The 19,914-nt window shown below is 74.4% G+C and carries 17 protein-coding genes; 7 read left to right on the top strand and 10 right to left on the bottom strand.

The window, feature by feature from the left end:
• Positions 1-45 precede the first annotated feature (45 nt).
• Both pdxR and J2N69_RS03300 read left to right on the top strand, forming a co-directional pair.
• A complete protein-coding gene (gene pdxR / locus J2N69_RS03295) occupies positions 46-1,506 on the top strand; it encodes a MocR-like pyridoxine biosynthesis transcription factor PdxR (protein ID WP_230899364.1) in 1,461 nt (486 codons plus the stop codon).
• A 98-nt stretch (positions 1,507-1,604) separates the two neighbouring features.
• Positions 1,605-2,564 carry an AraC-like ligand-binding domain-containing protein gene (locus J2N69_RS03300; protein ID WP_230899365.1) on the top strand — a complete coding sequence of 320 codons (960 nt, stop codon included), beginning with the start codon at positions 1,605-1,607 and terminating at the stop codon, positions 2,562-2,564.
• Positions 2,565-2,600: 36 nt separating this feature from the next.
• Here the strand turns inward: J2N69_RS03300 and J2N69_RS03305 are convergent, their stop codons facing one another.
• Positions 2,601-3,617 (bottom strand): alpha/beta hydrolase, encoded by a 1,017-nt coding sequence (locus tag J2N69_RS03305; protein WP_230899366.1) that lies wholly within the window; start codon positions 3,615-3,617, stop codon positions 2,601-2,603.
• Between the two features lie 352 nt (positions 3,618-3,969).
• Here J2N69_RS03305 and J2N69_RS03310 point away from each other — a divergent pair, with 352 nt between their 5' ends.
• A complete protein-coding gene (locus J2N69_RS03310) occupies positions 3,970-4,941 on the top strand; it encodes a helix-turn-helix domain-containing protein (RefSeq protein ID WP_230899367.1) in 972 nt (323 codons plus the stop codon).
• A 35-nt stretch (positions 4,942-4,976) separates the two neighbouring features.
• Here the strand turns inward: J2N69_RS03310 and J2N69_RS03315 are convergent, their stop codons facing one another.
• Both J2N69_RS03315 and J2N69_RS03320 read right to left on the bottom strand, forming a co-directional pair.
• A complete protein-coding gene (locus J2N69_RS03315; protein WP_230899368.1) occupies positions 4,977-5,624 on the bottom strand; it encodes a LysE family translocator in 648 nt (215 codons plus the stop codon).
• Between the two features lie 111 nt (positions 5,625-5,735).
• A complete protein-coding gene (locus J2N69_RS03320) occupies positions 5,736-6,701 on the bottom strand; it encodes an AraC family transcriptional regulator (RefSeq protein ID WP_230899369.1) in 966 nt (321 codons plus the stop codon).
• Between the two features lie 303 nt (positions 6,702-7,004).
• Between J2N69_RS03320 and J2N69_RS03325 the strand changes: the two genes are divergently transcribed.
• The gene (locus J2N69_RS03325; protein ID WP_230899370.1) at positions 7,005-9,737 is read left to right on the top strand and encodes an AAA family ATPase; all 2,733 of its coding nucleotides are present in this window, start codon (positions 7,005-7,007) and stop codon (positions 9,735-9,737) included.
• Here J2N69_RS03325 and J2N69_RS03330 read toward each other — a convergent pair.
• The 3 genes from J2N69_RS03330 to J2N69_RS03340 all read right to left on the bottom strand — a co-directional run bounded on the left by J2N69_RS03330 (position 9,699) and on the right by J2N69_RS03340 (position 14,021).
• Complete coding sequence (locus J2N69_RS03330) at positions 9,699-12,731, bottom strand: helix-turn-helix transcriptional regulator (RefSeq protein WP_230899371.1); 3,033 nt, start codon at positions 12,729-12,731, stop codon at positions 9,699-9,701. The genes J2N69_RS03325 and J2N69_RS03330 overlap by 39 nt on opposite strands.
• Before the next feature lie 30 nt (positions 12,732-12,761).
• Positions 12,762-13,118, bottom strand: a complete 357-nt coding sequence (locus tag J2N69_RS03335) for a GNAT family N-acetyltransferase (RefSeq protein WP_230899372.1) — start codon at positions 13,116-13,118, stop codon at positions 12,762-12,764.
• Positions 13,119-13,604: 486 nt separating this feature from the next.
• Positions 13,605-14,021, bottom strand: coding sequence for a hypothetical protein (locus J2N69_RS03340; RefSeq protein ID WP_230899373.1), 417 nt, complete (start codon positions 14,019-14,021; stop codon positions 13,605-13,607).
• Between the two features lie 103 nt (positions 14,022-14,124).
• Here J2N69_RS03340 and J2N69_RS03345 point away from each other — a divergent pair, with 103 nt between their 5' ends.
• Positions 14,125-15,168: an SDR family oxidoreductase gene (locus J2N69_RS03345; RefSeq protein WP_230899374.1), complete on the top strand. Its 1,044-nt coding sequence runs from the start codon at positions 14,125-14,127 to the stop codon at positions 15,166-15,168.
• Positions 15,169-15,242: 74 nt separating this feature from the next.
• Here the strand turns inward: J2N69_RS03345 and J2N69_RS03350 are convergent, their stop codons facing one another.
• Positions 15,243-15,614: an STAS domain-containing protein gene (locus tag J2N69_RS03350; protein WP_230899375.1), complete on the bottom strand. Its 372-nt coding sequence runs from the start codon at positions 15,612-15,614 to the stop codon at positions 15,243-15,245.
• Between the two features lie 364 nt (positions 15,615-15,978).
• Between J2N69_RS03350 and J2N69_RS03355 the strand changes: the two genes are divergently transcribed.
• A complete protein-coding gene (locus J2N69_RS03355; protein WP_230899376.1) occupies positions 15,979-16,518 on the top strand; it encodes a hypothetical protein in 540 nt (179 codons plus the stop codon).
• A gap of 83 nt (positions 16,519-16,601) precedes the next feature.
• Here J2N69_RS03355 and J2N69_RS03360 read toward each other — a convergent pair whose 3' ends face one another.
• Entirely contained in the window at positions 16,602-16,946 is a 345-nt protein-coding gene (locus J2N69_RS03360; protein WP_230899377.1) for a peptidase inhibitor family I36 protein, read from the bottom strand.
• A complete protein-coding gene (locus J2N69_RS03365) occupies positions 16,943-17,551 on the bottom strand; it encodes a hypothetical protein (protein ID WP_230899378.1) in 609 nt (202 codons plus the stop codon). Before J2N69_RS03365 ends, J2N69_RS03360 begins: the two co-directional genes overlap by 4 nt.
• 330 nt (positions 17,552-17,881) lie before the next feature.
• On the opposite strand from J2N69_RS03365, the gene J2N69_RS03370 reads away from it, so the two are divergent.
• Positions 17,882-19,138, top strand: a complete 1,257-nt coding sequence (locus tag J2N69_RS03370; RefSeq protein ID WP_230899379.1) for a cytochrome P450 family protein — start codon at positions 17,882-17,884, stop codon at positions 19,136-19,138.
• 45 nt (positions 19,139-19,183) lie between these two features.
• On the opposite strand, the gene J2N69_RS03375 is transcribed toward J2N69_RS03370, so the two are convergent.
• Positions 19,184-19,837 carry a maleylpyruvate isomerase N-terminal domain-containing protein gene (locus J2N69_RS03375; RefSeq protein WP_230899380.1) on the bottom strand — a complete coding sequence of 218 codons (654 nt, stop codon included), beginning with the start codon at positions 19,835-19,837 and terminating at the stop codon, positions 19,184-19,186.
• Positions 19,838-19,914: the final 77 nt, after the last annotated feature.

Consider the following 19,914-nt stretch of genomic DNA (forward strand, 5'->3'; position numbering starts at 1 on the left):
CAAGAACCGTAGGAGCGGATTAGCCCCCCGGTATGGTGCATTCTCATGTCAGATCAATGGGGCAATTCTGTTACCGACCACTCACCGGAGCCGGGGGAGTCGGGCTCCGGGTTCGAGTCCGGGTCCGGGTCCGGGTCCGACTTCCACCTGGAGCTGGACGGTAAGGGCACTCTGCGCGAGCAGATCATGCGGGCCCTGCGCGAGGCCATCGGCTCCGGGCGGCTGGCCCCAGGCACCCGCCTGCCGCCGTACCGGAGTCTGGCCAGGGATCTCGGCCTCGCCCTCAACACCGTCGGCGAGGCGTACGGCGAACTTGTCGCGGAGGGCTGGCTCGTGGCCCGTCAGGGGTCGGGCACGCGCGTCGCGCGGCGCAGCACACCGCTGCCGCCGGACCACACGCGCCGCTCGGCGCCGCCGCTCCGCCGCCCCGTGTACGACCTGATGCCGACCTCGCCGGACGCCGCCACGTTCCCCCGCCCGGCCTGGCAGACCTCGGCGCGGCGCGCGCTGCACGCGGCGCCCAACGACGCGTTCGGGGTGGGCGATCCACGGGGCCGCGTCGAACTGCGCACCGCGCTCACGGAGTACCTGGCCAGGGCCAGGGGCGTACGCACCGCACCTCACCGGATCATCGTCTGTACCGGCTTCGCGCACGCGCTGAGCATGCTCGGGCAGGTGCTGGACGATGCGGTGGCCGTCGAGTCGTACGGCCTGGGCTTCCACCGCTCGCTCCTGACCGGGGCCGGACGGCGCACCGTCCCGCTGTCCGTGGACGCGCGGGGCGCCGTGATCGACGAACTGCCCGCGACGGGCGCGGAAGCGGTGCTGCTCACGCCCGCCCACCAGTTCCCGACCGGGGGGCCGCTGCACCCCGAACGCAGGGCCGCGGTGATCGACTGGGCCCGGGCGGGCGGCGGGCTGGTGATCGAGGACGACTACGACGGGGAGTTCCGTTACGACCGGCAGCCGGTCGGTGCCGTGCAGGGCCTCGATCCCGACCGCGTCGTGTACATCGGGTCGACCAGCAAGAGCCTGTCGCCGGCGCTGCGCATCGGTTGGATGGCGGTGCCCGACCGGCTCGTGGACGACGTCCTTTCGGTCAAGGGCGCCCGCGAACTGTGGACGGGCTCCCTGGAACAGCTCACCCTCGCCGACTTCATCGCCTGTGGCGCCTACGACCGGCACCTGCGCCGCATGCGGCTGAAGTACCGGCGCCGACGCGACCGGCTCGTCGCCACGCTCGGGACGCGGGCGCCCCACATCGGGGTCGGCGGGATCGCCGCCGGGCTGCACGCCGTCCTCGACCTGCCGCCCGGCACCGAACAGGCCGCGGTGCGCGCTGCGTCCCGTCAGGGCCTCGCTCTCGAAGGCCTCGCCGCCTACCGCCATCCCGCCAGCGCCATGCCGCCCCGCGACGGCCTCGTCATCGGGTACGGAACCCCGCCCGACCACGCCTTCGACGGCGCGCTGACGGCCCTGTGCCTGGCCCTGCCGGAGCCGGAGTGAGCCGCACGGACAGGGCCAGGTGCCAAGGGGCGGCCGTCCTGCCGGGCCGTGCGGTGATGAGGCAGAATGCCCCCCGTACCAGTGATGTGGGGGATTCTGTGCTGCTGCTCGACCTGAACGCGGTCCGGCCGCGTGAGCGTCCGGAGGCGTTCCACCACGCGCTGACCGACTCCTCGGTGCCCAACGACGTCGTCCACGAGGAGCCCGCGACCGGCATCCACGCACGCATGGAGGCGTGGCGGGTGGGCGGCCTCGACCTCTTCGCCACCCGCAACTCCGGGTTCGAGGTGCGGCGCACGGAGCGGCATGTACGCCACCACAGGAGCCACCCCGTGGTCTCCGTGTCGCTCCAGACCGAGGGGACGCACCGCGCCGAAGTCGGGGGCGTGCGGCGGCTCCTGGGCCCGGACGACATCTGCGTCTTCCACGAACTGTCCTCCCGCGTCTACGGCTGGTCCGGGGACGGAGCCTCTCAGGCCATGATGCTCGACATGAACCGCCTCGGTGTCCCGCCGGACGTGGTGGTGAAGGCCTCCGCACGCCTGCGCGCCAGCCCGATGCACGACCTGGTCCTGAACCACCTGCGCGCGGTGTGGCGCGATCCGGGACGGCTGGAGGGCGACCCCGGCGCGCCGGCGCTCGCCGCCGCCACCACCGAACTCGTGCGCGCGCTGCTCCTGTCGGCGGCCCACGCCGAGGAGACGCCCGAGGTCAGGTCGGTCATGGACGAGACCCTGCTGACCCGCGTCAAGACGTACGTACGCCACCACCTCGCGGACCGCGAGCTGACGCCCGAGCGGATCGCGGCGGCGCACGCCATCTCGGTGCGCAGGCTCTATCTCCTGCTCAGCGAGGCGGGCATCAGCCTGGAGCAGTGGCTCATCACCGAACGTCTCGCCAAGGCCCGGCAGATGCTGGCCGCCGCGCGCTATGACCGGCTCACCGTCGCCGCCGTCGCCGCCCGCTGCGGTTTCAGCAGCCCGAGTCACTTCAGCCGCCGCTTCCGGGCGGAGTACGGCCGGACGCCGAACGAGTGGCGGCGCACGCGGCAGGAGTGACCCGGCGGGCGGGCCCGGGCGGCGGGCGCGCTCGGCTCAGGCGGCGTGCAGGGCGGCGTACAAGGTGTCCGTCACCTGGATGCGGGCCGCCCGGGAGGCGTCCGTGCCGCGGAGCAGGTCGAACAGCAGGAACGCGTGGATCGTCCCCTGGTAGCGGACCGATACGACGGGGACGTCCGCCTCCCGCAGCCGTGCCGCGTACGCCTCGCCCTCGTCCCGCACGACGTCGGCCTCGGCCGTGAGGACCAGGGCCGGGGGCAGCCACCGGAGGCTGTGGGCGGGTGCGCGCAGCGGCGAGACCGTGGCCTGGGTGCGGGTCGCCGGGTCCGGCGCGTACTGCTGCCAGTAGCCCCGCATGGTGGCGCGGCTCAGGAAGTAGCCCTCGGCGAACTGCCGGTAGGAGGGCGTGTCCATGGCGGCGTCGGTCACCGGGCAGACCAGCACTTGGTGGCGCAGGCGCGGGCCGCCGCGTTCGCGCGCGAGCAGCGCGAGGGAGGCCGCGTGCTGGGCGCCCGCGCTGGCGCCGACCACCGCCATCCGGGCGCCGTCCAGCCGCCACTCGACGCCGTGCCGGGCGATCCACCGGGCGACGGTGTGCGCCCGCTCCACGGCGCCGGGGTGCCGGGCGTCCCGCGGGCCGTCGTACTCGGGGACGACCACGGCGGCGTCCGCGCCGAGCACGAGGTCCGCCACCAGGCGCCGGTGGGCGTACGCGTCGGTCAGCATCCAGCCGAGGCCGTGCAGATACAGCACGACCGGCAGGGGGTCGTCGCTGCCCGCGGGGCGCAGAATCCGTACCCGGATGCGGTGGCCGTCGCCGGTGGGCAGGGCCAGCCATTCCTCCTCGACGTCCGGGTCGTCGCGGCCCTCGCCGTCCCAGAGGGCGGCCATGCGCGCCCTGGAGGCGGCGGCGGTATCGGAGGCGTCGGCGGTATCGGAGGCGTCCGCCGTGCCGGCGGCCGGGGTGCCGGGCCAGGCGTGCTGCCGCAGGAAGTCCCGTGCCCGGCGCTCAAGGGCAGGCGTGTCCCGTACGACCGGGGGGTCTTCTTCCACGGGTTCTCCTGCGCGGGGACGGGACACGGGGCCGATCGAACGCGCCGCCGCACGCCCACGGCCGGGCGAACGGGCGCTCGGTGCCGGACGCGGCTCGGGCGGCACGCGGCACCCACCCTAGGCGGTCACCGCCCGCAGGGGGGCGGGGGGACCGCCCCTGTCCGTGCCGCTGCGTGCACACTTCGCGGGACGCGCGCACCGGGGAGTGCGACCTCACGCGGAGCCTTCGGCGAAGTGCAGTCATATGACCTACCGCCTCCCCCGGCGGCCCCGGAACACTCGGGAAGGGGGCGCACCGTCCTGTCCCCGCCTCGCACCGAGCACAGATCCGGGACGGCTGAAGGGACCCCACGTGAGCACTGGAACCGGGACAGCGGTCTCGCCGGGCGCGGGCGCCTGCACCGAGGTGGCGGCGGCGCTGTCGCTGTGGCTGACGCCCGTCGAGGAGCAGGCGGCGCAGGAGGCCCCGGTGCGTGGCGCCGTGACACTGCACCACTTCGGGTACGTGGACATGATCACCTGCGCCGCCGCAGGACCGCCCGGCCTCACGCGCGGCCCGGGCCCGGCCGGCGAGGACGCCCCGGAGTCGGTCGCCCTGCTGGTCCCCGGGACCGGTGCCGTGCTGGTCGGGCAGGACGGCCGCAGCGCCCGCGTGGAGAGCGGGCACCTCGCGCTGCTCGACCCGGGCCGGGCGTTCTCCGTGGAGTGGGAGGGCCCCGCCCGGTTCCTCCTCTTCCGGCTGCCCGTCCACGCGCTGCACGTGCCGACGGCGGATCTCAGGCGCGCCACCGGACGCGTCCTGACTCCGCCGCCCTCCGTCGACGCCCTCCTGACGCCTCTGCTCCGGTACTTGGACGAGTCCGCTGCCCGGCTGCCCGCAGGTGTCGCGGAGCGGCTCGGAGGTGTCGTCATCGACGCCGTGGCCGATCTGCTCGGCGAGCTGTCCGAAGAGGCCGGGCCGCCCGCGCAGAGCGGTCCCCGGCAGCTGGTCCTGGCGATCCGTCAGTACATCGAGCGGCACCTCGGCGACCCCGAACTGTCGGCCGAGCACATCGCCGCGGCGCACTTCATCTCCGTACGCTATCTGCACCGCCTCTTCGAGGGCGAGGACATCACCGTGAGCCGGCTGATCCAGCGCCGCCGGGTCGAACAGTGCGCGCGCGAACTGTCGCGGCGCGGACGGGTCAGCCCGTCCCTCGCCGTCGTGGCGGCCCGCTGGGGTTTTCGCAGCCCGGCGCACTTCAGCCGCGCCTTCAAGGCCGTCCACGGCCATCCGCCGCAGCAGTGGCGCCGGTTGGTCCTCGGGGCCGGCACCTCCTCCTGAGCGTCGCGCGCCTCTCCTGCGGGCCGCGTTGACGATCAGGGCCGCGTGGTGGCGACCTTGACGCCGAATCCGATCAGGACGACACCCGTGATCCGGTCCATGGCCCGGCGTACCGACGGGCGTTGGAAGAAGGCGCGGGCCTTGGCCAGGAGCAGCACGTAGCCACCGAGCCAGACGGCGGTCAGCACCGCGTGCAGGAGCACCAGGAGCGCCATACCGGTGTGGGGAGACAGCGCGGAGGGGGCCAGCGTCGGCAGCAGACCCGTGTAGAAGACGGCGATCTTGGGGTTGAAGACGTTGCTGACCAGGCCGGTCCGCCAGGGGCTGCCGGGAGGTGCGGCCGGGGGTGTGCCCGCGGTCTGCGCCTGGACGCCCCGGCCGCGGGCCGGCGGCCGGACGCGTCGGCCGCGGGCCAGGGCCTGGACGCCGAGGAAGACCAGGTAGGCGGCGCCCGCCAGCTTGACCGCGGTGTACGCGACGGTGGAAGCGGCCAGCACCGCGGCGAGGCCCATGACCGTGAGCACACCCCAGACCAGCAGCCCTCCGGTGATGCCGCCGACCGTCCGCAGCCCGTCGCGCCATCCGGCGGAGACGGCCCGCCTCGTGACGACGGCCATGTCGGGCCCGGGCACGATGGTCAGGACGGCGAGCACGCCGGCCGCGGTGAGGAACTGTATGAGCATGCCGTCGAGTCTCACATCCGGTGGTGAGGGCCGGCTTTGCGGGTCGGGGCGAAGGCCCGGGCGGCCTGCCCTGACTCCTGCCGTCAAGCCCCGGCGCGGCCGCCACTACGGTCAGCCCCGCCCCGCCCCCGCGTTGGTCCGGCCGTCTCGCCAGTCGCTGGGCGACATGCCGTACGCCGCGCGGAAGCTGCGGCTGAAATGCGTGGCGCTGGCGAAGCCCCAGCGTCTGGCGACCGCGGACACCGTGAGGTCCTCGCGCCCCGGCCGGGCCAGTTCACGCCGTGCCTCCTCCAGACGGCGGTGCTGAATCCACCGGCCGACCGTGCTGCCGTGGCCCTCGAAGAGCTTGTGGAGATAGCGGATCGAGATGTGCTGGGCCTCGGCGACGGCCGCGGGCGTCAGGTTCCGGTCCCAGAGGTGTGCGTCGACGTACGCGCGCAGGCGGCGTACCAGTACGTCGCGGCCCTGTGGCCCGGGGTCGGCTTCCTCGACGGCCAGCAGGTCGACCAGTTCGGCGACGGCGCCCGCCAGCCGGAGTGCCGTCCGGGGCGCCTCCTCGGGCAGGGCGGTGACCAACTGCCGCAGCAGCGTGGCGAGCAGGGAGGCCACCGGGCCTTCGGCGAACGGTGCCCTGCGGGCCAGGTCGCGGACCTGGTCGTCGGTCAGGGTGAGGGCACGCCGTGAGATCCGGATCAGGTGCAGCTCGTACTCCGCCGACTCACGTACGTGGACGGGCTCCGCTCCGTCGCGGACGAAGATCTCGCCGGGCTGGCAGGCCCAGCCGTGACTCCCCGGGCGGACGAGCGTCGCCTCGCCCCGGCTGTGGACGCCCAGCAGCAGATGCGGGCCGCCGGCGGCCTCGGCGGAGGCGTGGACGTCGGCAGGCGCCGCGCCCCGGAACGTGCTCACCCGGAGGAAGCCGAGCGTGTGGTCGTGGGTCGGTCGGGTGGGGTGGTCGGAGCCCTCCACGTCGCCCCGGCCGTCGGCGGCGCGGGTCTCCGCGGCGGTCTGTCTCTCCGTGGTATCGGCGAGGGCCTGTCTCTCCGGGATATCGGCGGGTGCGGGCGTCGGGTTCATCGGGCCCCTCTCTCGGCTCTCTTGGCTCTCGTGGCGTGCGGGGTGTCGCCGTCGGCCTTGGTTCGTCTCTGCTCGTTTCGGCGCGGCGCGGCGCGCGTGCGTCGCCGGGGTGGTCCCGCTGTGGGGAGACCGTCGGGCGCCGTGCCCATGGACCCCAGCCTGGGGCCTTCCGTCCCAGGTGAGGAGGGGTACAGGTACGTTCTGCGGAGAGAGGCACAAGCCGTGCACGCACAGGCAAGACGGCCGTGGCACCGTGACCCGAGGGCCGCGCGGAGGGCGGCTCGTCGACAGGGGGTGGTGGCCATGACGGACGCGGGCGACGGTACGCCGCTCGTCGGCCGGCGACGCGAACGCGCGCTGCTGGCACGGGCGTTGGAAGGCGCGCGCACCGGGAGGGGTGGCTCGGCGACGGTGCTGCGGGGCGACCCTGGCATCGGGAAGAGCGCGCTGCTGGACTGGACGGCCGTACGCGCCGACGGCGACGGCTTCACCGTCCTGCGGGCCGCGGGCCACGAACCGGAGGTGGGCATCGCCTTCGGGGCGCTGCACCAGGTGCTGCGGCCCCTGTGGGAGAACGCGCGCGCGTTGCCCGGCCCGCAACTGGCCGCGCTGGAACGGGTGCTCGGCCTGCGGGAGGGGCTGCCCCCGAGTGGCTTCATGGTCGGCGCGGCAGCACTGGCCCTCCTCGCGGAGGCGGCGCGCCGCGGTCCGGTGCTGATCCTCGTGGACGACCTGCACTGGGTGGACTCCTCCAGCGTCGCCGTCTTCGTCTTCCTGCACCAGCGGATCGCCGAACTGCCGGTGGTCATGGTGGCCGCGAGCCGGGCCGACGGCTCGGTGCCGGAAGGCCTGCCCGCGACGGCGGTCGACGTCGGGGTGCTCTCCGACGCGGACTCCCGCGCGCTCCTTGGGCACTGGCACCCGGGCCTCGCGGCCTCGACCACGGAGCGCGTGATGGCCGAGGCCGCGGGCAACCCGCTGGCCCTGGCCGAGCTGCCCGGCCAGTTGGCGTACGGACATCGCCGGGGCGTCCTGCCCCTGCCCGACCGGCTGCCGCTGGGCCGGCGCCTGGAGACGCTCTTCGCCCGGCGGCTGCGCTCCCTGCCCGCGGACGCGAGGAGGCTGTTGCTGCTGACGGCTCTGGACGGTGTCGAGGCCGCGGGGGGCGGCACGTTCCGCGAACCCGGACAGGGGTGTACGGAACGGCTCCTGGCCCGGATCGAAGCGAGCGGCCTGGCCCGGCTGGACGGCACGGGACGGCTGGTCTTCCGCCATCCGCTGGTGCGCAGCGCGGTGATCGCCTCCGCCGGGCAGGCCGAACTGCGGGAGGCGCACCGGACGCTGGCGGGGCGGCTGCGCACGGACGACCCGCGCCGCCTGCTGCACGAGGCGTCGGCCGCCGAGGGGTCCGACGAGGCCCTCGCCGCACGGCTTCAGGAGGCGGGGGCCCGCATCGCGCTGCGCGGCGGCGACGCGGAGGGGGCTCTGCTCCTCGAGAAGGCGGCGGCCCTGGGAACCGCCCCCGACGCCCGCGCGCGGCGGCTGACCTGGGCGGCCGTGATGTCGGCGCGGGGCGGACGGCTCGCATACGCGGCGAAGCTGGTGCGGGAGTTGCGTGAGGGGCACGTGCCCGACGACGTCGCCCCGCTGTTCGCCTACGCGGTCGTGTACGTCGACCAGAGCCACCACGTCGACTTCGCGTCGTCGATGGCGCTGCTGCCCGACGCCCTGGCCGCGCTGACCGCGCCCGGCGCCCCGGAGAGCGGTGACCTCGTCGAGCAGATGTTCTTCAAACTGCTGCTGGCCGCGTCGTACACGGGCGACCCCCGCGGCTGGGAGGCCCTGGAGCGGTACACGGCGCACGTGTCCCCCGCCGCCCGCCTCTGTCACCGCGCCTGGGCGGACCCACCGCGTACGGCGCACGGGGCCGAGGCGGAGCTGCGCGCGCTGACGGCACGCATGACGGCCGGCCGGGAGGCGGGCGCGGCCTGGCTGGTGCTGTGGGCGGCGGCCGCGGTGGACGCGGCGGACGCCGGTCTGTGGCGGCTCTTCGGCGGCGAACACGCGTACGCCACGCAGGGTTCCGTCGCCAAGGCGCGCTGCCATCAGGCCTTCCTGCGGGGCGACTGGGAGGCCGCCGAGGACTGTCCGGCCGCGGCGGACCTGGCGGAGGAGGCGGGCTATCACTGCAACGCCCTGCTGTTCCGCCACTACTTCGCCCACTTCCTGGCGGGCCGCGGCGACCTGGGCGGGCTGCGTGCGGTGCGGGAGCGGATCGAGCCCGCCGCGGCCAAGGCGCGGATGCGGTTCGTGACGGACCATCTGGACCGGCTCGAAGCGCTCGCCCTCATGGCCCACGGCCGGTACGAGGAGGCGTACGTGCGGCTGTGCGGCCTGCTGGCCCCGGGCGAACTGCCGCGCGGGCTGGCCTGGTTCCATCTGCCGTTCTTCGACCTCGTCGTGGCGTGCGCCCGCACCGGCCGGCGGGCGTCGGCGCGGGCGCACGTGGCCGCGGGCAGGGCGGCGCGGATGGACACCGTCTCCGCGCACCACGCCTTCCTTCTCGCCGCGGCGACGGCGGTGGCGGCCGACGACGGTGAGGCCGAAGCGGCCTACGCGGCGGCGTACGCGGTGCCGAGGTCCTGCCAGTGGGTGTTCGACGTGGCACGGCTGCGGCTGGCGCACGGCTCCTGGCTCGGCGGCCGGGGACGGGGCGTCGAGGCGAGGGAGGTGCTGCGGGCCGCCCGCCGCACGTTCCGCGCGCTGGACGCAGCCCCCTGGGTGGAGCAGTGCGACGCCGAACTGCGGGCGTTGCAGGGCCCGTTGGGCCTGCCGCCGGGCAGCGGGGAACCCGAGGCGCTCACACCGCGGGAACTGCGCATCGCCCGCCTCGTGGCGACCGGGTTGACGAACAAGGAGGTCGGTGCCGCGCTGCACGTCTCCCCGCGCACGGTGGGCGCGCACCTCTACCGCATCTTCCCCAAGCTGGGCATCTCCTCACGGGCGGCGCTGGCCAGGGCGCTGCCGGACGACTGAGGCGGGGGTTCCTGGGGTGCCGCCGACCAGGTCCTCCAGGGCGCGGGCGATGCCGGCGCGGGTGGTGATGCCCAGCTTCGGGAAGACCTTGTAGAGGTGTGCGCCGATCGTGCGCGGTGACAGGCCGAGCCGCTCGCCGATCTGGCGGTTGGTCAGGCCCTGTGCGGCGAGTTCGGCGATACGTGACTCCTGTGCGGAGAGCAGCGGGTGGCGCGGGGGTGCGTCATCCGAAGGTTCTGCCTCGGCCTCGGCCTCGACCCCGGGTGCCACGGCGTCGAGTGCGCGGGCCGCCTGTGCGGCCCAGGCTGTGGCGTCGAGGCGGGTGAACGTGTCGAGCGCGGCGCGGCACCGGGCGGCGGCGGGCCCGTGCAGGCCGCGGCGCCGCAGCCGCGCGCCGTGGGCCAGGCGGGCCCGGGCGAGGGGGAAGGGCCACCGCTCCGCGCCGGGGAAGGCGTACACCGTCTCGAACAGCTGGTCCGCTTCGGCCTCGCCCGCGAGGGCCTCGGCGACGGTCAGGAGGAAGGCATGGTGTGCCGACGCGCGGGCGGCACCGGCGGCCCTGACCGCCCGCAGGTGTCGCAGGGCGTCCGGCCGGTGCCCGCTGTCGACCGCGGCCTGGACCCAGTCGACGAGGGAGAGGTGGAACCACGGGCCGGGCGGCGGGATCTCGCCGGGCGCGGTGAGGGAGCGCGCGTGGTCCCACGCCTCGTCGGCCCGGCCGTGCGCGAGCGCGCACAGCGTCCTGAGGCCGTGGAGCCGCTCGGCGGCCCGGAGCGTGTTCCGCTCCCGCGCGGCCTGGCCGAGCAGGGGTTCCAGCGCGGCGAGGGCGTCGTCGTCACCGCGGGCGGCGAGGACCTGTCCGGCGTTCCGCAGGAAGAGCATCTCGTTGAACGCGTAGCCGTGGGCGGCGGACGTCCTGGCGCCGTCGCGGGCCGTGGCCAGCGCGGTGTCCCAGCGGCCGTGCAGGAAGTCGTCGTGGGCGCGGAGACTCTCGATGAAGGCCTGGGTGACGTAGGCGTGGTGCCGTACGAAAGGACTCGCCAGCGCGTCGTGTTCGCCGACGGCGTCGAGCGCGGCGGCCGTCCACAGCAGCAGCCAGGCGGCGGGGGTCTCGCGGTCGGCCGGCAGCGCGGCGACGGCCTCGCGCAGCCGCCGCGGCACGTCGTCGGGGTCCCCCGTCGGGGCGGCTCCCGCACGGGCCCCGGCTGCGCCTTCTCCCGGCGGCGGGCCGGCCCAGGCGCGGCGGCACAGGGCCACCGGCTCCGTGGCGTCCCCGGCATGCCGGTCGACGGCGTCCCAGGCCCGCTCGTCCCCTGTGTGCACGGCGACGACGAGGAGCAGGAAGAGCATCGGTTCGAGCAGGCAGGCGCGGTGGTCGCGGCCCTCCGGTGACGCGAGGAGATCGAGGGCGCCGGGCAGCAGTTCGAGGGAGGGCGCCGGGTCTCCGTGGAGCTGGAGCCGGGTGTAGGCGAGGGCGAAGGCATAGGGGGCCGCGGGTTCGGGCTGCTCCGGGCGGGCCTCGGCTTCCGCCCCGGCGAGGAGTTCCACGGCCAGGCGGAGCCGTCCGCCGCGGGCGGCCATGCCGGAGGCGGCGACGAGGCGCACCGTCCGGGTCGCCGGGTCGGGGCTGAGGCCGGCCGCGCGCGCCATCATGCCGGCGGCCTCGGCGTCCCCGCCCTGCGCGGCCATGCCGTCGGCCCGCGCGTGGAGGAGTTCCGCCAGCTCGGCGTCGGTGCCGACGGTGGCGGCCGCGAGGTGCGTGATCCGCTGCGGGCTCGCCGCGGGCAGGGCGCGGGCGAGCAGACGGTGGGCCGCGCGGCGTTCCGCCGGTGAGGCGATGTGCACGAGGCAGGCCCGCACCAGAGGGTGGTGGAACACAATGAGGCCCTGTGTCCCCTCTACCCCGCCCGCCCCACCCGTCCCACCCGTCCCATCTGCTCCGTCGAAACGTGCGAGGCCGGACGCCTCGATCCGGCGGCGGATCTCCGTCCAGGGCGTGGTCACCGCGTGGCGCGCCATGTCCCGCAAGACGCTGACGCGTTGGGCGAAGGAGCCGCCGAGGGCCGCCACCAGCAGCACGTGGCGGGTGCTGTCCGGCAGGGCGCGCAGGCTGTCCTCGTACAGGCTGCCCAGGCGGGTGCCGAGCGGGAGTTCGTCGAAGGGTTCGGTGCCGTCGGCCGCGGCGGGGGCCGCGAGGAGGGCGGGGTGGTCGGGGGCCGCTCTCCTTATCTGCACCGGGAGTTCGTGCAGGGCGAGGGGGTTGCCGCCGGCCGCGCGCAGCACCCGGTGGTGGGCGGTGTCAGGGAGCCAGGGGTGGCGTGTGCGCAGCAGGCGTCTCGCCTGCCTCTCGTCCAGCGGCTCCAGGTCGATGACCCGGCCCGGCAGGCCCTCGGCGTCCCCGCTCTCCTCCGGGGCGTGGGGCTCGTCGTCCGGGCGGGCCGTGGGCCGGGTTGCGCCGACGATGACGACGGGGAGCGGCGCGAGGTGCCGCCGCAGGTACCCGAAGACGGCGGCGCTGGAGGGGTCGGCCCACTGCAGGTCGTCCAGGAGTACGACGACGGGGCGCCGCCCGGCGGCGTGCGCGAGCAGGGTGAGCGCGGCCCCCGCCACGGTGAACCCTTCGGGCGGCATGTCCTCGCGTACGCCCAAGGCGCTCTCCAGGGCGTCGCGTTGTTCCGCCGAGAGGGCCCGGGTGTCGTCGAGCAGCGGCCACAGCACCTGGTGCAGGGCGGCGAAGGGCAGCCCGGACTCGGCCTCGGCGCCGGTCATCCGCAGGACGCGCAGACCGGCGTCGCGCGCCTTGGTCTCGGCGGCCTTCAGGAGCGCGGTCTTGCCCATGCCGGGGTCGCCGCGCAGGAGGACGGACGTCCCGGTGGCGGCGATGCCGGCCAAGGCCGCGTCGATGGCGGTGAGCTGCTCGTCCCGCCCCGCGAGGACCTCGGCCCCGCGTTCGGCCCCGGCCACCGGGCCGCCCGGCATGTCATCGGCTTCCACACGCTCTCCCGCGCCCTCAGGCGGCGCCGGTCAGTGCGCCCGCCGGCTGGAGTGCGACAGCTCGCCCTCCAGCCAGGTGAGCACCTCCGGGGTCACCGGGTCGGTGATGTCGTCGAACTCGGCGTGCTTCGTCAGGAACTTCGCCACGTAGGGGCAGACCGGCACGATGCGCCTGCCCGACGCGCGTACGTCGCTCAGCGCCTCCCGCACCAGGACCGAGGCGAGGCCCTGGCCGGCGAAGTCGTCGCCGATCTCGGTGTGGTGGAAGACGCGGCGGTCCCCGCGGTCGCGGTAAGCGGTGAACCCGGCCGACGCGCCGCCGACGAGGATCTCGTAACGGTGCCGGGCGTCCACGCGGCGGACGGCGGGGGTGAGGGAGGAGGTCATGGAACGGCCTTTCGACAAGCAAGGATCGTCTCACGTGACGCGAGCGTCATGTGAGACGAACGGGTGGGAGCGGGGCGGGGGGTCGCCGTCTGCCGGGGTGGCGCTGGGCCGGGGGCCGACGGGGCGGGGGCGGGGCGGAGAGCAACGGGACGGAAAGGGACGGGACGGGCGGGACGGAGAGGGACGGGACGGGGCTGGCGGGGACCCGGGTCGGTCCAGGCCCCAGGGCAGTCCACGCTCCAGGCGGGTCTTGCCCGGTCCGAGCCGGTCCGGGGCAGTCCAAGCCGTTCCGGTCCAGGCCGCTCCGGGCCGGCCGGAGCGGCCAAAGGGTCCGATCCGGTCGATCCGATCGCGCCCGGCCCGGTAGCTCCAGTTCAGTCCCACCGGCCCCGCTCGGTCCCGTCCTGGCCAACACGGGCCGTCCGGTCCAGTTCCGCCCGGCCCTCCCCGGCCCGGCCCGTTCCGCTCCAGCCCGATGATCACACCCTACGTGCCCTCCGAGCCGCCCTCCCCGGATCGCGCGGCCACCGCCGCCTCCAGCAGGGGCCAGCCGTCGACCTCCACCGCCTGCCGCTCCCCCGGCCGCCACCCGTGGGCCGACGCCGCGTCGAGCAGGGCCCGGACGGCGCCCGGTTCATGGAGGTTCAGCGAGCCGCCGTCCACGTATCCCGCGTCCCCGGAACCCAGGGGGAAGCCGCCGGGGACGTATCGCCCCGGGCCCTCGTCGAAGACGATGCGCAGCGGGCCGCCGGTGCCGGGCGGCTGCGGGTGCAGTGTGAGGGTCTGACGGCAGCCCGCGGACCGGCCGCTGTCCGGCACGCGGCGGTGGGTGTGACGGAGCGTCCACAGGTACACGTGACCGCCGGCGACCAGGCGGCGGGGCTTCTTCGGATGACGGGGCACGGGGTCGAGCGTACGCAGTCCGTCCGGAGCACCAACGGGCCTGGTCCGGATGCCGCGTCCGGATGCGCCGCGTACGAAACCACGATCGACTGCCGAGGGGCCGGTGGAACCGGTGGAGCCGGTGGCCTGGAACGGCGGCGAGGAAGGAGCCGGGCTCGTGGCGGAACAGGGCAAGGTCGTGGTCATCACCGGGGCGTCGAGCGGCGTCGGGCGGGCCTGCGCGCGGCGGTTCGCGTCCCGGGGGTGGTCGGTGGTGCTCGCGGCGCGGCGGGCCGCGGAGCTGGAGGAGGTCGCCGCCGCGTGCCGCAAGCACCGCGGCGCCCGGGCACTCGTCGTGCCCACGGACGTGACGGACGCCGAAGCGGTCGAGCACCTGGCGCGCCGGGCGGTCACGGCGTTCGGGCGGATCGACGTGTGGGTGAACAACGCTTCGGTGGCCGCCTTCGGATCGCTCGACGAGATCCCCCCGGCGGTCTTCCGGCGGGTGCTGGACGTCGACGTCATGGGGTACGCGCATGGCGCGCGCGCCGCGCTCGGCGTGCTGCGCGAGCAGGGCGACGGCACTCTGATCAACGTGTCCTCGGTGGTCGGGGCGGCCGTCGTGCCGTACAACATCCCCTACGTCATCTCGAAGGCGGCGGTTCGCGCGCTGAGCGGCAGCCTCCGTCAGGAGCTGCGGCTGGCGGGGCAGCACGGCGTCCACGTGTGCACGGTGCTGCCCTCGACCATGGACACGCCGTTCTTCCGGAGCGCCGCCAACTACTCGGGCCGCAAGGTGCTGCCCATGGCGCCGGTCTACACGGCCGAGCGGGCGGCGCGTACGGTGCTCCGGCTGACCCGCAGGCCGCGGCGGGAGACGTATGTGGGTCCGGCGGGCCGCTTGCTCGGCATCCAGTCGAAGGTGGCGCCCGGTCTCGTGGAGCGGCTGCTGGCCCGCCAGATGGACCGCTCCCACCTCTCGCGCACAGAGCCCGCCGCACCTACCTCGGGCAACGTACTGCGGCCGCTGCCCGAGGCGGCGGCGGTGTCCGGCGGGTGGCACGGGCGCAGGCGCACGGCGGTGCGGCGGCTGGCCGTGGCGACGCTGGCCGTGGGAGCCGTACTGGCGGCGGGCCGGCGGGCCCGCTGCGGGTGCGGGCGGAGGTAGCCGCCCGCGGACACACCTGGGACGGCGGACGCGCGGGATACGTGTGGCCGCGCTGAACGCCGCCGCGCGGGCCCTCAGACGTCGGTGAGCCGCCCCAGGCCCAGGCAGCGCAGCGTGGCAGCGGATCGAGGACAGGCTCCTTGGAGCGCCATGGAGCCCTCGACGTCCTTGAGGGCCCGCAGGGCGCCGAAGAAGACACCCGCGCTCTCCCGTGCGAGATACGTGACCTCGGACAGGTCGACGACGAGGTGACGGCAGCCGTTCTGCACCAGCCGGCGCAGCTGTGCGGCGAGTTCGTCGGCTTCGCGGCCGGTGATCTCGCCGCGCAGGGCCACGCGGGCCAGGCCACCGGTGACGAGCACGCGCGCTATGCCCGCGCGCCGCAGCCGCAGCGCCGCGCCGGGGTGCAGCAGCCGGGAGGCGCTCAGGGCGCGGCGCGCTCTCACGGCAGGGGGAGGGTGATCAAGGGCATGCACCAGGACAGACCTTCCGGCGGTGAGCCGCCTGTCGGCCGGGTCGGACCGAGAGGGCATGTGGTTGTTTCATATGTCTATACCATGCCCGTTTCGCCACCGCCAGACCCCTGCCCTCTCCCCTGACGCGACCGCGGCAGGGGCGGAGCGGCATCACCGCAGGCGGGGGGCCGTACGGCGGGGCACCGCCTCGCATCCCGCCGCAGGACATTTCTATCATTGGTCTACTCCAATTCCCTCCCCGGTCCGGTGGACTGATGGACGTCATCACGCACACCTTCGGCCAGGGCCTCGCCTCTTCCGTACGCGGCGTTCGTTCGGCTGACAGACTCGGGGCATGGCGGACAGTGGACTGTGGATCGGCGTCCTCACCGCGCTGACCGCACTCGGAGCCAGCTGCGTCACCGCACGGGCGACCTTGCGCGCGGCGCACGCCCAGGCCCGAACGGCCGCGCGCGCAGAGGCACTTCGCGAGCAGCGCGACCGGCGTCGGTCCGCGTACCGGGAGATGATGGGCTGTGCGCACGCGTTCAGCGCGGCCACCTGGGAGATCGACGACGTCGACGCCGCGCGTGACCGTGCGGCCAAGGACCGGCTCCTGACGCAGATGTACGAGCGCCTCGGCCCGGCCATCGGGGACATGAACAGAGCCATGCACGAAGTCCGGCTCGACGGCCCCGAACACGTCTCCGACGCGGCGGATCACGTACGGAACATGGCGCGGCGCGTGCAGCCGTTGCTCAAGGCACTCATCGGTGACGACAGCCCTGAGCGGCGGGATGCGTACGACGCCGCCTACCGGGACTTCCGGGCGGCCTACGTCGCGTTCATCGCCCTGGCCCGAGGAACGCTGGAAGTCGCGGACGAGGACGAGTAACGCGCCGGTCCGGCCTTCCGTCCCCCGGCCGGACGGGCGCGGGGTCGCGGGCGGGCGCGGCGCCGACGAACGCCGGTCGGCTGTCAGCAGTTGCGGACATACCAGACAGGCGTCCAGTCGTGGTGGGTGCTCGCGGAGTAGGCGCCGGGCGTGGTGTGGATGACGTTGTGGTTCTGGTCCAGGAACTGGGCTCGCGTGCCCGGGGTCTGGTTGTTGACCCAGGAGCCGTGGCCCTCCCAGCCCTGGAGGGAGTATGTGTCGCATCGGTACAGGTTGAACTGGCTGCCGGTGAAGTCGGGTCCGGAGAACAGGCAGAAGTTCCCGGCCGGGCAGTCGGCGGCGGCCGCCGGGGTGGCGAGGCCCAGCAGGGCCGCGGCGGCGAGTGTCGAGGTCGCGAGCAGTGCCGCGACAGGCTTGCGCAGTTTCATGTGAGGTCTCCCTCGGCACACATGGCGATCGCACGTGCCTCGCCCTTGTCCATGCGCGCCATCCATGTGTTGGGGGTCTGGGCGGCCGGGGCGTTGATGACGATCTCGTCCTTGTTGTCGTTCATGCCGTTGACGGCCGGCCGGGAGTCGTAACCGCCGCCGGTCAGTTGCGTCCCTGCCGGGCAGGTGGCCTTCGCCGTCATGTCCTTCTGGGCCCATGCGGAGACCACCACGGCCGGTGCCTGCGCCGCTGACGTCGCACACATGGCGTAGGCCCCGGCGCGGCCGAAGAGCGCACGGACCTCCCAGGTGTTCGGGACCGTTGCCGAAGGAGCATTGGTCGCGATGAAGTCGGCCACCTCGCCGAGGCCGTTCTTCACCGGAAACACCCGGTAACCGCCGCCGACGAGCTGCGTGCCCTCGGGGCAGGTGGCCTGTGAGACCTGGCCGGGCAGGCTCGCGGTCCCGGCGTTGACCACGACCGGGGGCTCGGCGGCCGCCGACGCGGAGGAGGCGGAGCTGAGGGCGCCCGCCGCCACGGCGAGGGCGGACAGGACGGGCAGTCGACGACGGAGCATGAACATGGCGCCTCCGAAATCAGTCATTGCGTGCGGTTCAGACTGTCCGCCCGGCGGCCGAAGGCGCACCGGAATGGCCTTTCAATCCCCACGATCGAATGACGCGGGCCTCGCCTGTCACCGCAGATTGGCCGGTTTCCGCCGTCGCGCGAAGCGGCTGAACCACGGAAGAGTTCACCGTGCGGCAACGCCCCCGAAGGGCGGCGCACCGTCTGAACCCGGCCGGCTCCGGCCCTCGGGGAAGCCCGGGGCGGAACGCCCACCCGCCCCGGGGTGCGGCTGCCCGCGTCCGCCCGCCCCACCACCACCGCCACACCCGTCCGCCACCGCCCTGCCCGTCCGAAAGGACCTTTCGCCGTGACGCTCCAGCCCACCGCTCCCGTCGTCCTCGACCCCACCGGCGTCGGTCTGCACGACGAACACCGGCGCTTACGCGCTCATGGACCCGCCGTCCGCGTGGACATCCTCGGTGTGACCGCCTGGTCCGTCACCGACCCCGCGCTCCTGAAGAAGTTGCTGACCAGCGAAAACGTCTCCAAGGACGCCCGCGCCCACTGGCCCCGGTTCGAGGAGGTCGTCCAGAGCTGGCCGCTCGCCCTGTGGGTCGCGGTCCAGAACATGTTCACCGCCTACGGAGCCGACCACCGCCGACTGCGCCGCCTCGTCGCACCCGCGTTCAGCGCCCGCCGCATCGCCGCGTTGGAACAGGTCGTCGAGACGATGGTCACCGGCCTCCTCGACGACCTCGACACCTTGCTGTCGCCCCGGTCAGGCGAACCGCACGAACCCGTCGACCTGCGCGAGCACCTCGCGTACCCGCTGCCGATCTCCGTCATCGGCCACCTCATGGGCGTCCCCGCCGAGCGGCGGAGCGCCTTCCGCGCTCTCGTCGACGGTGTCTTCGACACCACGCTCACCGCCGAGCAGTCCACGGCCAACACCGGCCGGCTCTACGAGGCGCTCGACCAGCTCATCGCCACCAAACGCGCGGAGCCCGGCGAGGACATGACGTCCCTGCTCATCACCGCGCGCGATGAGGAGGGCGACGGCAGCCGCCTCTCCGACGCCGAACTCCGCGACACCTTGCTGCTCATGATCAGCGCCGGGTACGAGACGACCGTCAACGTCATCGACCAGGCCGTCACCCAGCTGCTCACCCACCCCGACCAGTTGGACCACATCCGGGCCGGCCGCGCCGGCTGGGGCGACGCCGTCGAGGAGACCCTGCGCCACGAACCGGCCGTCAAGCACCTGCCCCTGCGGTTCGCCCTCAGCGACATCAGCCTGCCCGGCGGGCAGATCATCGCCAAGGGCGAAGCGATCCTCGCCTCCTACGCCGCCGCCAACCGGCACCCCGACTGGCACGGCGAGACCGCGGACGCCTTCGACCTCACCCGCGCGCCGAAGGATCACCTTGCCTTCGGACACGGCATCCACTTCTGCCTCGGCGCCCCTCTCGCCCGCCTCGAGGTGGCCACCGCCCTCCGGATGCTCTTCGAGCGGTTCCCCGGCATCGAACTCGCCGTACCTGTCGAGGAGTTGAAGCCGCTGCCCTCCCTGATCAGCAACGGTCACCAGACCCTGCCCGTGCGCCTGCGCCCCTCGGCCGCTTGAGTCACCCCGAGTGAGAGCGAGCGCGGGAAGGGGGGAACGGAACGGTCACCGGGCCGTGGACGGCTCCCCGTACCAGCGCCAGGTCGTCCGGCGGCGCCGGTCGGGCATCTCGATGCGTCCCGTGGCCCAGAGCAACGTGGACGCGGCGGTGCCCGTCACGGTCACGTCGGGGAAGAGCCGCGCGAGGGCCCGTCGGCTCAACTCCTCCGGGGGCGCACCGTCGTACGGAAGTCCTTGGACGATGTCATACGTGTGAACGAGGGTCTCCACCACACCCATGGCCGCGAAACCCTCCGGATCGGAGGCGCCGAACACGTGCGGGGCCAGCGTCGTGGGAGCGGCGTTGTCCACGGCGGTGGCGAGCAGCCCGCCGCACGCCTGGACCACGGTCAGCAGCCCTTCCGGCCCCGCGGACCGGTCACCGAAGATGACGTTGCCCGGCCCGCCGGTTCGGTCGCAGGAGATGCGCAGGGGCACCCGCGGCACCTCCATCGGCCGCGCGAGCCCGAAGCGCAGCGCGTAGGTGAGCAAGTCGTCCGCCAAGTGCTCCAGGGTCTCCCAGCGGGTCCACTCCAGGCCGTCGGCGCGGGCGGACCAGTCGACCGGAGGGACAGCGGAGAGGGTCGTGACGCAGTGCGCGACGCTCTCGCGCACGTGCACACCACTGACCGGGGTGTCTGCGGCGTCGGAAGATGTCATCCGGTCAGGCTACTCACCGGCCCCGGCCGAGCAAGGCGCGCCGAACCTCGCCCCGGCCATCTTCACCGGACGGTCCC

This window comes from Streptomyces huasconensis (genome assembly GCF_021028635.1).
GTDB classification, from domain to species: domain Bacteria; phylum Actinomycetota; class Actinomycetes; order Streptomycetales; family Streptomycetaceae; genus Streptomyces; species Streptomyces huasconensis.

Coding starts and splice junctions, on each gene's coding strand:
- pdxR (WP_230899364.1), top strand. CDS start 46: ATGTCAGATCAATGGGGCAATTCTGTTACCGACCACTCACCGGAGCCG.
- J2N69_RS03315 (WP_230899368.1), bottom strand. CDS start 5,624: ATGCTCATACAGTTCCTCACCGCGGCCGGCGTGCTCGCCGTCCTGACC.
- J2N69_RS03320 (WP_230899369.1), bottom strand. CDS start 6,701: ATGAACCCGACGCCCGCACCCGCCGATATCCCGGAGAGACAGGCCCTC.
- J2N69_RS03325 (WP_230899370.1), top strand. CDS start 7,005: ATGACGGACGCGGGCGACGGTACGCCGCTCGTCGGCCGGCGACGCGAA.
- J2N69_RS03335 (WP_230899372.1), bottom strand. CDS start 13,118: ATGACCTCCTCCCTCACCCCCGCCGTCCGCCGCGTGGACGCCCGGCAC.
- J2N69_RS03355 (WP_230899376.1), top strand. CDS start 15,979: ATGGCGGACAGTGGACTGTGGATCGGCGTCCTCACCGCGCTGACCGCA.
- J2N69_RS03360 (WP_230899377.1), bottom strand. CDS start 16,946: ATGAAACTGCGCAAGCCTGTCGCGGCACTGCTCGCGACCTCGACACTC.
- J2N69_RS03365 (WP_230899378.1), bottom strand. CDS start 17,551: ATGACTGATTTCGGAGGCGCCATGTTCATGCTCCGTCGTCGACTGCCC.
- J2N69_RS03375 (WP_230899380.1), bottom strand. CDS start 19,837: ATGACATCTTCCGACGCCGCAGACACCCCGGTCAGTGGTGTGCACGTG.